The 13,732-nt window shown below is 68.6% G+C and carries 12 protein-coding genes; 11 read left to right on the top strand and 1 reads right to left on the bottom strand.

The window, feature by feature from the left end:
• Positions 1-29 precede the first annotated feature (29 nt).
• From AC3ANJ_RS18415 to AC3ANJ_RS18400, 4 genes are all read left to right on the top strand, one after another.
• Positions 30-1,097, top strand: coding sequence for a histidinol-phosphate transaminase (locus AC3ANJ_RS18415; protein WP_488317573.1), 1,068 nt, complete (start codon positions 30-32; stop codon positions 1,095-1,097).
• An 84-nt stretch (positions 1,098-1,181) separates the two neighbouring features.
• Positions 1,182-2,309 carry a pyruvate dehydrogenase (acetyl-transferring) E1 component subunit alpha gene (pdhA, locus tag AC3ANJ_RS18410; protein ID WP_488317572.1) on the top strand — a complete coding sequence of 376 codons (1,128 nt, stop codon included), beginning with the start codon at positions 1,182-1,184 and terminating at the stop codon, positions 2,307-2,309.
• The gene (locus AC3ANJ_RS18405) at positions 2,306-3,286 is read left to right on the top strand and encodes an alpha-ketoacid dehydrogenase subunit beta (protein WP_488317571.1); all 981 of its coding nucleotides are present in this window, start codon (positions 2,306-2,308) and stop codon (positions 3,284-3,286) included. Before pdhA ends, AC3ANJ_RS18405 begins: the two co-directional genes overlap by 4 nt.
• A gap of 37 nt (positions 3,287-3,323) precedes the next feature.
• Entirely contained in the window at positions 3,324-4,685 is a 1,362-nt protein-coding gene (locus AC3ANJ_RS18400; RefSeq protein WP_488317570.1) for a dihydrolipoamide acetyltransferase family protein, read from the top strand.
• Positions 4,686-4,716: 31 nt separating this feature from the next.
• On the opposite strand, the gene AC3ANJ_RS18395 is transcribed toward AC3ANJ_RS18400, so the two are convergent.
• Positions 4,717-5,940, bottom strand: coding sequence for an ROK family protein (locus AC3ANJ_RS18395; RefSeq protein ID WP_488317569.1), 1,224 nt, complete (start codon positions 5,938-5,940; stop codon positions 4,717-4,719).
• A gap of 102 nt (positions 5,941-6,042) precedes the next feature.
• Here AC3ANJ_RS18395 and AC3ANJ_RS18390 point away from each other — a divergent pair, with 102 nt between their 5' ends.
• The 7 genes from AC3ANJ_RS18390 to AC3ANJ_RS18360 all read left to right on the top strand — a co-directional run bounded on the left by AC3ANJ_RS18390 (position 6,043) and on the right by AC3ANJ_RS18360 (position 13,711).
• The gene (locus AC3ANJ_RS18390; RefSeq protein ID WP_488317568.1) at positions 6,043-7,347 is read left to right on the top strand and encodes an ABC transporter substrate-binding protein; all 1,305 of its coding nucleotides are present in this window, start codon (positions 6,043-6,045) and stop codon (positions 7,345-7,347) included.
• A complete protein-coding gene (locus AC3ANJ_RS18385) occupies positions 7,344-8,255 on the top strand; it encodes a carbohydrate ABC transporter permease (RefSeq protein ID WP_488317567.1) in 912 nt (303 codons plus the stop codon). The genes AC3ANJ_RS18390 and AC3ANJ_RS18385 overlap by 4 nt, the downstream gene beginning before the upstream one ends.
• Positions 8,255-9,133 (top strand): carbohydrate ABC transporter permease, encoded by an 879-nt coding sequence (locus tag AC3ANJ_RS18380; protein WP_488317566.1) that lies wholly within the window; start codon positions 8,255-8,257, stop codon positions 9,131-9,133. The genes AC3ANJ_RS18385 and AC3ANJ_RS18380 overlap by 1 nt, the downstream gene beginning before the upstream one ends.
• 43 nt (positions 9,134-9,176) lie before the next feature.
• A complete protein-coding gene (locus AC3ANJ_RS18375) occupies positions 9,177-10,853 on the top strand; it encodes a glycoside hydrolase family 13 protein (protein WP_488317565.1) in 1,677 nt (558 codons plus the stop codon).
• A gap of 112 nt (positions 10,854-10,965) precedes the next feature.
• Positions 10,966-12,021, top strand: a complete 1,056-nt coding sequence (locus tag AC3ANJ_RS18370) for a metal ABC transporter solute-binding protein, Zn/Mn family (protein WP_488317564.1) — start codon at positions 10,966-10,968, stop codon at positions 12,019-12,021.
• An 11-nt stretch (positions 12,022-12,032) separates the two neighbouring features.
• Positions 12,033-12,854, top strand: a complete 822-nt coding sequence (locus AC3ANJ_RS18365; RefSeq protein WP_488319318.1) for a metal ABC transporter ATP-binding protein — start codon at positions 12,033-12,035, stop codon at positions 12,852-12,854.
• Entirely contained in the window at positions 12,851-13,711 is an 861-nt protein-coding gene (locus AC3ANJ_RS18360; RefSeq protein WP_488317563.1) for a metal ABC transporter permease, read from the top strand. Before AC3ANJ_RS18365 ends, AC3ANJ_RS18360 begins: the two co-directional genes overlap by 4 nt.
• Positions 13,712-13,732: the final 21 nt, after the last annotated feature.

Raw genomic sequence — 13,732 nt, 5'->3', positions numbered from 1 at the left:
TCTCGCGGGTCGCTCGTAGACTTCAGAGCGTGACCGAGCCCATCCTGCCCCGCATCCGTCCGGAGATCGCCGCTCTTCCGCCCTACCGCCAGGGCAAGCAGGCCGGTGCCGATGCGTTCAAGCTCTCCAGCAATGAGAACCCGTTCGATCCGCTGCCGTCGGTCGTCGAGGCGCTGCAGAACACCGTTCCCGTCAACCGCTACCCGGATGCCACGGCAGGCGCCCTCCGCATCCGACTGGGGGAGCGGTACGGCGTCGAAGCCGATGCCGTGCACGTCGCCGCCGGGTCGGTCTCGATCCTCTACCAGCTGATCGTGGCCTCGGCCTCCGTCGGCGACGAGGTGATCTACGCCTGGCGCTCGTTCGAGGCGTATTCCGGCATCCCGCTGATCGCGGGAGCGACGAGCGTGCAGGTGCCGCTGCGCTCCGATGCGACGCACGATCTCGACGCCATGGCGGATGCCGTCACCGACCGCACCAGAGCCATCATCGTGTGCACCCCGAACAACCCCACAGGACCCATCGTCACCAGTGCGGAGTTCGCCGCGTTCGTGGCGCGTGTACCCTCCGACGTCCTGATCATCCTCGACGAGGCGTACGCCGAGTTCGTCACGGCGCCCGGTGCGGTCGACGGTCTGAAGGAGCGCCTGTTCGAAACGCACCCCAACGTGGTCATCCTGCGCACGTTCTCGAAGGCGTTCGGCCTCGCCGGTCTCCGCATCGGCTATGCGATCGGCCACCCGCGGGTGCTGGATGCCGCACGCAGCACCGGCATCCCGCTGTCGGTCACGTCCGCCGCCGAGCGGGCCGCGATCGCCAGCCTGGATGCCGAGCCCGAGCTGCGCGAGCGCGTCGCCGTGATCGTCGAGCGCCGCACCCTCCTGCGCGATGGCCTGCGCGCCCAGGGCTGGGAGGTTCCGGATGCCCAGGGCAACTTCGTCTGGCTGCCCACGGGCGAGCGGACCGACGAGATCGCGGCGGCGTTCGTGGCATCCGACCTCATCGTGCGGCCGTTCTCCGGCGACGGCATCCGCATCTCGGTCGGCGAAGAGGCATCGATCGAGAAGGTGCTGGCCGTCGCGGCATCCGTCCGCTGACCGGGATTCTGCGTATTCCGGGCAGATACAAGGGCCCCCTAGCTATGCGTGACGGGGCATGCGAGCGCGGGTAGCGTGGGGCGGGTGACCTCATCTGAGACCCCACTCGTACGAGTCCTGGACGCCGACGGCAGCTTCGCGCCGACCGCCGCCGCCGAACGGTATCTACCGCTGATCGACGCCCTCACGGATGCCGAGCTCGAGCAGTTCTACCGCGACATGGTCGTCATCCGCGCCATCGACACCCAGGCCACCAACCTGCAGCGGCAGGGGCAGCTCGCGCTGTGGCCGCCGAGCCGCGGACAGGAGGCGGCCCAGGTGGGTTCGGCCAGAGCCGCCCGAGCGCAGGACACGATCTTCCCGTCCTATCGCGAGCACGCCGTGACCCGCATCCGCGGCGTCGACCCCGTCGACATCATCAAGCTGATGCGCGGCGTCTCGCACGGCGGCTGGGATCCGAGCGACCCCAAGAACGGCAACACGCGGCTGTACACGCTGGTCCTCGGTTCGCAGACGCTGCACGCCACCGGATACGCGATGGGTCTCGTCTTCGACGGCCGCACCGGCACCGGCGACCCCGAGCGCGACGAGGCCGTGGTCGTCTACTACGGCGACGGCGCATCCAGCCAGGGCGACGTGCACGAGGCGATGGTGTTCGCCGCGAGCTATCAGGCGCCGACCGTGTTCTTCCTGCAGAACAACCACTGGGCGATCTCCGTGCCGGTCGCAACGCAGTCCCGCGTCCCGCTCGTCGAGCGCAGCGCCGGCTACGGCATCCCCAGCGTCCGCGTCGACGGCAACGACGTCCTCGCCAGCTACGCCGTCTCGCGCGCCGCTCTCGAGGAGGCGCGCAGCGGCCAGGGGCCGCGGGCGATCGAGGCCGTGACGTACCGCCTCGGCGCGCACACGACGAGCGACGACCCCACGAAGTACCGCGGCAGCGATGAGGAGGAGGAGTGGGCCCAGCGCGACCCGATTCCTCGCATGCGCGCGTATCTCGAGGGTCGAGGTGCTGCGGCATCCCTCTTCGCCGACGTCGAGGCCGAGGCCGCCGATGCCGCCGAGGATCTGCGCGTGCGCACGCTCGAGCTGCAGCCGCCCACAGTCGACTCCATGTTCGCGCACGCGTACAGCGAGCCGCACCCGCTGATCGACCAGCAGCGGGAATGGCTGGCGCGCTACGAGGCATCGTTCGAGGGGGAGCAGGCATGACCATCGAGACGATACCGTTCAGCAAGGCGCTCAACGCGGGCCTGCGCCGTGCCATGGAGGACGACGACAAGGTCCTGCTCATGGGCGAGGACATCGGAAAGCTCGGCGGGGTGTTCCGCATCACCGAACACCTGCAGCGCGACTTCGGCGAACAGCGCGTGCTCGACACGCCCTTGGCCGAGTCGGGGATCGTCGGCACCGCGATCGGCCTGGCCATGGCGGGGTTCCGTCCCGTCATCGAGATCCAGTTCGACGGGTTCGTCTTCCCGGCGTTCGACCAGATCACCACGCAGCTGGCGAAGCTCACCAACCGTCACGAGGGGCTGCTGAGTCTGCCGATCGTGATCCGCATCCCTTACGGCGGGCACATCGGCGCGGTCGAGCACCACCAGGAGAGCCCTGAGGCGTACTTCGCGCACACCCCCGGTCTGCGCGTCGTGAGCCCGTCGACGCCGAACGATGCGTACTGGATGATCCAGGACGCCATCCGCTCGAACGATCCCGTCATCTTCATGGAGCCGAAGAGCCGGTACTGGATCAAGGGCGAAGTCGATCTGTCCGCGCCAGCGGTGCCGTTGCACTCCTCCCGTGTCGTCCGTCAGGGCACGGATGTCACGCTGGTCGGTCACGGAGCCATGGTCGCGACCCTGCTCCAGGCGGCGGCGCTGGCGGATGCCGAGGGAACCAGCTGCGAGGTCGTCGACGTCCGCTCGCTGTCACCGGTCGACTACGGGCCGATCCTCGACTCGATCCGCAAGACGGGGCGCATGGTCTACGCGCAGGAGGCGCATGGTTTCGTGAGCGTGGGCAGCGAGATCGCCGCGACCGTCATGGAGCAGGCGTTCTACGCGCTGGAGGCGCCGGTGCTGCGCGTGTCCGGCTTCGACGTCCCGTTCCCGCCCGCGAAGCTCGAAGGCGTCTTCCTCCCGGATGCCGATCGCATCCTCGAGGCCGTCGACCGCTCTCTCGCCTACTGATCCCATCCGCTCCCTGAGCCTGTCGAAGGACATGAACATGAGCACGCAGAACTTCACCCTCCCGGATGTCGGCGAGGGCCTCACCGAGGCCGAGATCGTCGCGTGGAAGGTCGCCCCCGGTGATCGGGTCGCCATCAACGACGTCATCTGCGAGATCGAGACGGCCAAGTCGCTCGTCGAGCTCCCGTCGCCGCACGCCGGCACGGTCGGCGAGCTGCTCGTCGCCGAGGGGACGACCGTGGAGGTCGGCACGCCGATCATCTCGTTCGTGTCGGATGCCGAGGCGGCAGCGCCCGCGGCACCGGAGGCCCCGGAGTCCCCAGCCGCGGAGGAGGGCGGCGGTTCGGTGCTGGTTGGCTACGGCAGCGGCACAGGGGCGACGTCCCGGCGCAAGCGCACGGCGCAGCGCCCGGTGCGCTCGTCGGTGGGCGTGATCGCCAAGCCGCCGATCCGCAAGCTCGCCCGTGACCTCGGCGTCGATCTGGCCTCCGTCACGCCCACCGGGGCGGACGGCGAGGTGCTGCGCGAGGACGTCGTGAAGCATGCATCGCAGGCCAGCGTCTTCCGCAACATCGAGACGCCGGAGTGGGGCGAGGTGCGCGAGGAGACCAGGCCGGCTCCGCAGGCTGCGCCGGTCGGTGTCGCACGCGGCGTGGCGCCGACGGCATCCGCGGCTCCCGCTTCGCAGGATGCCGAGGCGCGCAGCGAGGCGATCCCCGTCAAGGGCGTGCGCAAGGCGAGCGCCAACGCGATGGTGCAGAGCGCGTACACCGCGCCGCATGTGACTGTCTGGAAGGACGTCGATGCGACGCGCACGATGGAGCTCGTCAAGCGCCTGAAGACGTCGCCGGATTACGCCGACATCCGGGTGTCTCCGCTGCTGATCGTCGCGCGCGCGGTCATCTGGGCGGTCCGTCGCAACCCGATGGTCAACGCGGCGTGGGTCGAGACCGAGAACGGCGCCGAGATCCGTGTGCGCCACTACGTGAACCTCGGCATCGCCGCGGCGACCCCTCGCGGCCTTCTCGTGCCGAACATCAAGGACGCGCAGGACCTCAGCATGAAGGACCTCGCCAGGGCGCTCAATCGCCTGACGCTCACGGCGCGCGAGGGCAAGACGCCGCCGGCCGACCAGCAGGGCGGCACGATCACGATCACCAATATCGGGGTGTTCGGAATGGATGCCGGAACCCCGATCATCAACCCCGGCGAGGCGGGCATCGTCGCGATGGGCACGATCAGTCAGAAGCCGTGGGTCGTCGACGGCGAGGTGCGTCCGCGCTACGTGACGACGGTCGCGGGGTCGTTCGATCACCGCGTGATCGACGGCGACAGCATGAGCCGTTTCGTCGCGGATGTCGCCGCGATCCTCGAGGAGCCCGCGCTCCTCGTCGACTGACGCACGACGGAGGGATGCCGGGACGCCCGTATCACCCCGCCGCGAGCCTCCGCTCGGCCAGCTGCGGGACCGCCCGCTCGCGTGCGGCACGGCGCGCGCTCGCCACGGCGCCCAGGGACACGACCTCGGCACCCAGGGCGGAGGCGAGCAGCTCCGGTGCCGGCAGGTGCAGCTGCGTCGGAAGGATGCCGCGGGCGGCGGCGAGCACCGGCTCGACGCTCTCGGCGACGGCGCCGCACACGATCACCTTCGCGGGGTCGTACATGCTGCCGAGCACGCCGACGATGGTGGCCAGAGTCGCGCCGACGCGCCCCGTGACGAGTGCCGCATCCGGATCCCCGGAGGCCGCGAGCGCGAGGACCGCGCGCGGATCCACACGGTCGGCGTCTGCGAGGCGGCCGACGACCGACGTGCGCGTGATCTCGCCCTCCTCGACGGCTTCCCGCACCCGGTCGTGCAGCGCATGGCTCAGGCCGAACGCCGATCCGACGCCGATGATGTGGTCGAAGACGACGCCCTCGCCGACGCCGCCATGCGCTCCGTGGAGCAGCTGACCGTCGACGACGACGCCGCCGCCGAAGCGCTCGCCCGCGAGCAGCGCCACGTAGTCGCGGCATCCGACCGCGCCGCCTTGGGGGTCGGAGCCCTCCGCGACCGCGGCGAGCAGCGCGTCGTTCTTGATCTCGACGACCGGCGCCCAACGCTCGAGCGCGGCGGCCAGTCCGGGATTCGTGCGCTCCCAGAAGCCCTGGGGGTGCGGCGGTGAGACGCCCGCGCGGTTGACCGGCGCGGCGACGCCGACGCAGATCGCGAGGATCTCATCCCGTGGGGTGCCGGTCTCCTCGAGCGCCGCTCCGATCCGTCCGAGGATGGTTGCGCGCCGTTTGTCGGGGGAGTGGCCGGGGTCGAGATCGGTGCGGTGATGCACGAGCGTGTGCTCGAGCGGGTCGGCGATCGTGACCGCGAGGTGGGTGTCCCCGGCATCCACTCCGACGACGACGCCGAGCTCGGACGAGAGCGCGAAGCGGCGCGCCGGGCGTCCGGAACGATAGCTGCCCGCCTCGCGCGCGTTCGGCAGCTCGCGCAGGATGTCCGCGCTCACCAGTGTGTCGATGGCTTCGATGGTCGTCGAGCGCGTCAGAGACGTCGCCGCCATCGCGTCGGTCGCCGTGAAGACACCGGCGTCCCAGGCGAAGTCGAGCACGGCCCCGACGCTCGCGCGTCCGGTGCCGAGGTCTCCGGCGATTTCTGCCACAGCTCTTGACCTCCCCGGTCCTCCAATGAGAGAGTACCGTCCAGCGAAGTAAATTCGCTCACTAGATTTAATCTACGGATCTAAATCCACGGAAGGACGACGGTGTCTTCGAAATCCACATCCTTGGCGCGATGGGCGGCTGGAACGGCCGCATTCGCCCTGCTGGGGACGGCCCTGGTCGGCTGCTCCGCCGACGGGCGCGAAACCATCCGCTTCACGTTCAGCAAACGCGAGGCGATCCCGTTCATGACCGATCTCGTGGCCGAGTACAACGCGTCGCAGGACGACGTGCGCGTCGAGATCGACACCTCGGGTGTCGACGTCGTGTCGGCGAGCTTCGTGCGGGGCAACCCGCCGGACATCATGCTCGCCAACTACAACTACGAGATCGCCCGCTTCGTGCAGCGCTGCGCCCTCACCGACCTGTCCGACACCGACGCCGCCGCGAGCAGCCGTGAGGATCTGCAGTCGCTCATGGATCAGTACGGATCCTGCGAAGGCCGCACGAGCGCGCTGCCGTATTCGGTGATGGCGGCATCCGTCATCTACAACAAGGAGATCTTCGACGAGCACGGCCTCGACGTCCCCGAGACCTGGAGCGAGCTGCTCGCGCTCTGCGACGATCTCCAGGCAGCCGGCGTCACTCCGTTCTACGGCACGTTCAAAGACGACTGGACGGTCGGCCAGGGCTGGTACGACTACGCCGTCGGCGGGTCGCTGGACGTCATCGAGTTCTTCGACGACCTGGCCGCCGAGGGCGCGGAGGTCGGGCCGGAATCGGACGTCTCGTTCCAGAAGGACTTCGCGGAGCCCGTGGATCGGATGCTGCAGCTCACGGGTTCGTACGTCAACGAGGACGCCGCCAGTCGCGGCTACGGCGACGGCAACCTCGCCTTCGCCAACGGCGAGGCGGCGATGTACCTGCAAGGGCCGTGGGCGTTCAGCGAGATCGCCAAGACCGCGCCCGACCTCGAGCTCGGCACGTTCCCGCTGCCGATGACCGACGATCCGGACGACCTCGCGGTGCGGGTCAACATGGACCTCGCGGCCATGATCCCCGAGGGCTCGCAGCACCAGGATGCCGCGCGCGACTTCCTCGAGTACCTCTACCTCCCCGAGAACATCGAGACCTACAACGCCTCGCAGCTCGGCTTCACACCCACCGAGGATGCCGAGGCCCCCGACGACCCCCGCATCGCCGGGATGATCCCGTACTACGACGCCGGACAGGTCTACCAGGGCCCGTCGGTGTTGGTGCCCAAGACGATCCCGGTCTTCAACTACACGCAGGCCATGGTGCTCGGCGGTGACCCCGGCGCGATCCTCGCCACGATGGACGCCGACTGGGCACGGCTCGCTTTCCGGGCACCAGCCCCATCGACCGAGACGAAGGAGTCCGAGGGATGAGCACGACAACGACCATCGTCACCCGTGGAGATGCGAAGGTCCGGCGCAGCTCGCGTCGCGTCGAGCCGATCTACTACCTGTTCCTGCTGCCGAGCCTGCTGCTGTTCACCCTCGCCATCACGGTGCCCGGCGTCATCGGGATCTTCTTCAGCTTCACCGACTCGATCGGCATCGGCGAGTGGAGCTTCATCGGGCTGACGAACTACATCGCTCTGTTCAGCGACCCGGCGATCCTGCAGAGCTACCTGTTCACGTTCGGCTTCTCGATCGCGACCGTCATCGTCGTGAACATCGCGGCCTTCCTGCTGGCGGTGGGGCTCACGTCCCGGGTGCGCTTCAAGACCGGACTGCGGACGATCTTCGTGATCCCGATGGTGATCTCGGGCATCATCATCGCGTACGTGTTCAACTTCCTGTTCTCGAACTCGCTGCCCGCTCTGGGGTCGGCGCTGGGCATCGAGGCGCTGAAGACGAGCCTGCTCGCCGATCCTGACCTGGCCTGGGTCGCGATCGTCATCGTGACCGCATGGCAGGCGATCCCAGGGACGCTGCTCATCTACATCGCCGGGCTCCTGTCGGTGCCGGGCGAGGTCTACGAGGCGGCCGACATCGACGGGGCGAACAAGTTCCAGCAGCTCATCCGCATCACGCTGCCTCTGGTCGCGGGGTACGTCGTGATCAATGTGATCCTCGGCTTCAAGGGCTTCCTGAACGCCTACGACATCATCGTCGGCCTCACCAACGGAGGGCCTGGTACCTCCACTCGCAGCGTCGCGATGACGATCATCGCCGGCTTCAACGGCGGCGACTACGCGTACCAGATGGCGAACGCGACCATCTTCTTCGTCGTGGCCGTCCTCATCTCCCTCGTTCAGCTGTCGCTGACGCGCGGAAGGAACGCATTCTGATGTCAACGCAGACCATCACCACTCAGACCGCCTCCGGCAGGAAGCCGCGCATCCGCATGGAGCGGGTGAACTGGTCGGGAACGATCATCCTGATCCTGTGCACCGTCACGGTGCTGCTTCCGCTGTACGTCACGATCTCGATGGCGTTCAAGACAACGGGGCAGGCCGTCGACGGCAACGCCTTCTCGCTGCCGGCGCCGTTCTCGATCGACGGCTTCGTCGAGGCGTGGAACCTCACGAAGTTCCCCGTCGGCGCGGCGATTTCGCTGCTCGTCACCGCCGGAACCGTCGTGGCGACGATCATCCTCGCGGCCTTCGCCTCGTACGCCATCGTGCGTAACTGGGACCGCCGCCTGTTCCGTTACTCGTTCTTCTACCTGCTCGCCGCGATGTTCATCCCGTTCCCGGTAGTGGCGCTGCCGCAGATCCAGCTCACCGGCCGGATCGGCCTGGACAACCCGCTGGGCGTCATCATCCTGGCGACGATGTTCCAGTTGAGCTTCAGCGTGCTGCTGTTCACGGCGTTCCTGCGATCGATCCCGCTGGAGCTCGAGGAGAGCGCGCGCATCGACGGGGCCACGACCTGGCAGACCTTCTGGAAGCTCATCTTCCCGCTGCTCGCGCCGATGAGCGCCACCGTCGGCATCTTCGCGTTCCTGTACGCGTGGAACGACTTCATGATGCCGTCGCTGATCATCTCCGATCCGGCCTTGCAGACGCTGCCGGTTCGTCAGAACCTGTTCCAGAACCAGTTCAGCAACAACTACAACATCTCGTTCGCCTCGTATCTCATGGCCATGGCGCCGGCGATCGTGGCCTATCTGTTCACGCAGCGCTGGGTCATGGAAGGCGTCACGCAGGGCGCCGTCAAGGGCTGACCCGCACCACCGATCCACCCCGAAAGAAGGAGTTCTCTCGCTCATGACCGATGCGCTCGTCATCGACACCCCCGACGACCAGAAGACCCCCGCCTGGTGGCGTCAGGCCGTCGTCTACCAGATCTATCCGCGCAGTTTCGCGGACACGAACGGCGACGGGCTGGGGGACATCACCGGCATCCTGTCGCGCGTCGACTACCTCGCCGAGCTGGGCATCGATGCGGTGTGGCTGAGCCCGTTCTACCCGTCGGCGCTCGCCGACGGCGGGTACGACGTCGCCGACTACCGCGATGTCGATCCGCGCCTCGGGACGCTGGCGGACTTCGATGCAATGGTGGCGGCGCTGCACGAGCGCGGCATCCGCGTCGTCGTCGACATCGTGCCGAACCACACGTCGAACCTGCACGTGTGGTTCCAGGAGGCGCTCGCCGCCGGCCGCGGCTCGGCCGAGCGCGAGCGCTACATCTTCCGCGAGGGCACAGGCGTCGACGGCTCCGAGCCGCCGACGGACTGGCAGTCCACGTTCGGCGGCGGTGCGTGGGAGCGCGTCGACGACGGCCAGTGGTACTTCCACCACTTCGCCGTCGAGCAGCCGGACCTGAATTGGGCGAACCCCGAGGTGCGCGAGGACTTCCTCGAGACGCTGCGCTTCTGGTCCGACCGTGGAGTGGACGGCTTCCGCATCGATGTCGCCCACATGCTCACGAAGGACCTCACCGACCCGCTGCCCAGTCGCCTCGAACTGGAGGCGATCCCGCGCGACGGCAATCACCCGTTGTTCGACCGCGATGACGTGCACGAGGTGTACGCCGCATGGCGGGAGGTCTTCAACGCCTACGACCCGCCTCGGACCGCGGTCGCGGAGGCCTGGGTGGAGACGCCCGAGCGCCGCGCGAAGTACGCCTCGGCCGATGGTCTCGGCCAGGCGTTCAACTTCGACCTGCTCGTCGCCGACTTCGACGCGGCGCAGTTCCGCGCGGTCATCGCCGACAACCTCGCCCAAGCTCGGGCCACCGGCTCGTCGACGACGTGGGTGCTGTCGAATCACGACGTGACCCGGCATGCGACCCGCTACGGCCTGCCCCCGCTCGGTGGTCGCGCGGTCAAGCAGGGCACCGAGTGGGTGGCCGCCGGGGGGCCGGAGGATCAGCTCGACCGCGAGGGCGGGCTCCGTCGTGCACGGGCGGCGACGCTGCTGCTGCTCGGTCTTCCCGGCAGCACCTACCTGTACCAGGGCGAGGAGCTGGGCCTGCACGAAGTGGCGGGGATCACCCCGGAACAGCGCCAGGACCCGGCCTTCTTCCGCGGCGGAGCCTTCGATGGCCTCGGCCGCGACGGATGCCGCGTGCCGCTGCCCTGGACCGCCGATGGCCCCTCGTTCGGATTCGGCACGGCAGGGGCGCATCTGCCCCAGCCGGCGTGGTTCGCCGAGTACGCCGCGGATGCCCAGGCTCCCGACCCTTCGTCCACGCTGTCGTTCTATCGCCGCGCCCTCGCTCTGCGTCACGAACTGCAGACGGACGAGACGCTGGAGTGGATCGAGAGCGGTCGCGCCGACGTGCTGCGCTTCGTCCGTCCGAACGGCTGGCAGGTCGTGAGCAATTTCGGCACAGAGCCGTTCGCGCTCGAGGCGGATACCCGGATCGTGCTCTCGAGCGGTGCGGATGCCGTGGCATCCGTCCCCGGTGAGACGACGGTCTGGATCGCACCGACCGCCTGACCCTGGTGTCGCGAATGGCCGTCTCGATCGCGTCGAGGCGGCCATTCGCGTCCCCGGATCAGCGCACGCCACTCGATTTTGAGAATCATTCTCATGAACGTACGATGAGGGTATGAAGAAGTCCGTCGCCGCCATCGCACTCGTGTCCGCATCCGCCCTCGCTCTGGCAAAATGCTCGACCACTCCGAGCGCTGAAGGCGGGACGGGCGGCACCGACGGGTTGACCGTGGTCGCCACCACGAATGTCTACGGCTCGCTCGCCGAGCAGATCGGCGGCGACCGGGTCTCGGTCACCTCGATCATCGACTCGGCCTCGCAGGACCCGCACTCGTACGAGGCTTCGGCCCGCGACCGCCTCACCGTGCAGGAGGCCGACCTCGTCATCGAGAACGGCGGCGGGTACGACTCGTTCATCGAGGACCTCCTCGAGGGGTCGGATGCCGAGACGATCACGGCCGTCGAGTTCGCGCACGATTACCCCGGCAACGAGGGCCACGAAGAGGATGCCGAAGCTCACGCGCACGAGGAAGCGCACGCCGAGGAAGAGCACGCCGACGAGGCGCACGCCGAGGAAGAGCACGCCGACGAGGCGCACGCCGAGGAAGAGCACGCCGACGAGCACGAGGGCCACGACCACATCGAGGGGTTCAACGAGCACGTCTGGTTCGACCCGCACACGATGATCCACGTCGTCGAGGACATCGCCGCAGAGCTCACCGCCCTCGACCCCGACGGCGAGGCGGACTTCGCCGCCGCCGCGGATGACATCATCGCCGACCTCGAGGGCTACGAGACCGACCTCGCCGAACTGAACACGCAGTACGCCGGCACGGGCGTCTTCATCACCGAGCCGCTGCCCGGATACATCGCCGCAGCTGCCGGACTCACCGATGTGACGCCCGAGGGATTCGCCGAGGCCGTCGAAGAAGGCACCGACGTGTCGCCGGCGACGCTCCTGGCCGCGATCGAGGTCATCGAAGCGGGCGACGCCGCCGTCCTGCTGACCAACGCGCAGACCGGCGGTGCCGAGACCACCCGCGTGGAGGAGACCGCCGAGGCCGCCGGCATCCCCGTCGTCGCGTTCACGGAACTGCTCGAGGACGGATCGTCGTACTCTGAGTGGATGGCCGACGCGATCCAGAACCTCGCCGACGCGCTCGCATCGTGAGCGCGGCGGGCATCGAACCCGCGCACGACGCCGCCGCACCCATCCTGACGATCCGCGAAGCCGCCATCCAGCGCGGCGACCGAGAACTGTGGGCGGGGCTCGACCTCGATGTACGACCCGGCGAGTTCATCGCCGTGCTCGGTCCGTCCGGCTCCGGTAAGACGACGCTGCTGAGGGCCATCCTCGGGTTGCAGGACCTCTCTGCCGGGAGCATTCGCGTCGGCGGATCGCCCGTGCACCGCGGCAATCCGCGCATCGGCTACATCCCGCAGCAGCGCCCGTTCCCGCCGGACACCAGCATGCGGGCCCGCGATGTCGTCGCGCTCGGCGTGCAGGGCACCCGTTTCGGATTCCCGCTGCCGCGCCGCGGCGATCGCGAACGCGTCGAAGAGCTGCTCGACGCGGTCGGAGCGAGCGAGTTCGCGGATCGCAGGGTCGGGCTCCTCTCCGGCGGCGAGCAGCAGCGCCTGCGCGTCGGCCAGGCGCTCGCCGATCATCCCGACCTGCTGCTGTGCGACGAGCCGCTGTCGGCGCTCGATCTCGCCAATCAGCGTGCGGTCACCGACATCATCGACCGGCAGCGCCGTGATGGCGCCGCCGTGCTGTTCGTCACGCACGACATCAATCCGATCCTCGGTCGCGTCGACCGCATCCTCTACATCGCGGGTGGTCGCTTCGTGCTCGGCACCCCGGACGAGGTGCTGCAGAGCCGCGTGCTGACCGACCTCTACGGCACGCCCGTCTTCGTCCTCCGCGCCGGAGATCGCCTCGTCGTCGTCGGGATTCCGGATGCCGAGCCGCACCACGACCACGACCACGAGGAGCAGGCATGATCGCGCCCATGGTCGACTGGAGCGACGTCTTCTCGTTCGAGGACTACGGCGCCCTCGTCGCGCTGCTGTCGAACTCGATCATCGCGGGTGCGATCCTCGGACTCGTCGGGGGGCTCATCGGCGTCTTCGTCATGCAGCGCGATCTCGCGTTCGCCGTGCACGGCATCAGCGAGCTGTCCTTCGCCGGTGCTGCCGCGGCGCTGCTGTTCGGCGGGAGCGTCGTGATCGGGTCGATCGGCGGAGCGCTGGTCGCCGCGATCCTCATCGGGCTGCTCGGATCGAAGGCCAGGGACCGCAATTCGATCGTCGGCGTGCTGATGCCGTTCGGCCTCGGCCTCGGCATCCTGTTCCTGTCGCTCTACGACGGACGGAGCGCGAACCGCTTCAGCCTGCTGACCGGCCAGATCGTCTCGGTGTCCAACCCGGATCTCGGCTGGCTGATCGGCATCTGCATGGTAGTGCTGCTGGGTCTGCTGCTGATGTGGAACCCGCTGCGGTTCGACTCCTTGGATGCCGTGGCGGCGTCGGCCCGCGGCATCCCGACCAGGGCGATCAGCCTGGTGTTCATGATCCTGCTCGGGCTCATCGTCGCGGTCGCCGTGCACATCATCGGCGCGCTGCTGGTGATGGCGCTGCTCGTGACGCCGGCGGCAGCCGCGATGCGGGTGGCGGCGGGTCCGCTCACGGTTCCGCTGCTCGCTGCGCTGTTCGGGTTCGTCTCGGCGGTCGGCGGCATCCTGCTGGCGCTCGCCGGCACCCTCCCGGTGAGCCCCTACATCACGACGATCTCGTTCCTGATCTACGTGGTGTGCTGGGTCATCCAGCACCAGCGGGGACGCGTGCGCCGAAAGGCCTGATCACGGCCCGACCGACGGGGT

It is taken from the genome of Microbacterium sp. STRO-1N, from assembly GCF_057748015.1.
This window is presented reverse-complemented; position numbering and strand designations above follow the sequence as displayed.

Excerpts from the sequence above, each read along its gene's own strand:
- AC3ANJ_RS18360 (WP_488317563.1), top strand. The coding sequence starts at position 12,851 with ATGATCGCGCCCATGGTCGACTGGAGCGACGTCTTCTCGTTCGAGGAC.
- AC3ANJ_RS18385 (WP_488317567.1), top strand. The coding sequence starts at position 7,344 with ATGAGCACGACAACGACCATCGTCACCCGTGGAGATGCGAAGGTCCGG.
- AC3ANJ_RS18375 (WP_488317565.1), top strand. The coding sequence starts at position 9,177 with ATGACCGATGCGCTCGTCATCGACACCCCCGACGACCAGAAGACCCCC.
- AC3ANJ_RS18400 (WP_488317570.1), top strand. The coding sequence starts at position 3,324 with ATGAGCACGCAGAACTTCACCCTCCCGGATGTCGGCGAGGGCCTCACC.
- AC3ANJ_RS18405 (WP_488317571.1), top strand. The coding sequence starts at position 2,306 with ATGACCATCGAGACGATACCGTTCAGCAAGGCGCTCAACGCGGGCCTG.
- AC3ANJ_RS18370 (WP_488317564.1), top strand. The coding sequence starts at position 10,966 with ATGAAGAAGTCCGTCGCCGCCATCGCACTCGTGTCCGCATCCGCCCTC.
- AC3ANJ_RS18380 (WP_488317566.1), top strand. The coding sequence starts at position 8,255 with ATGTCAACGCAGACCATCACCACTCAGACCGCCTCCGGCAGGAAGCCG.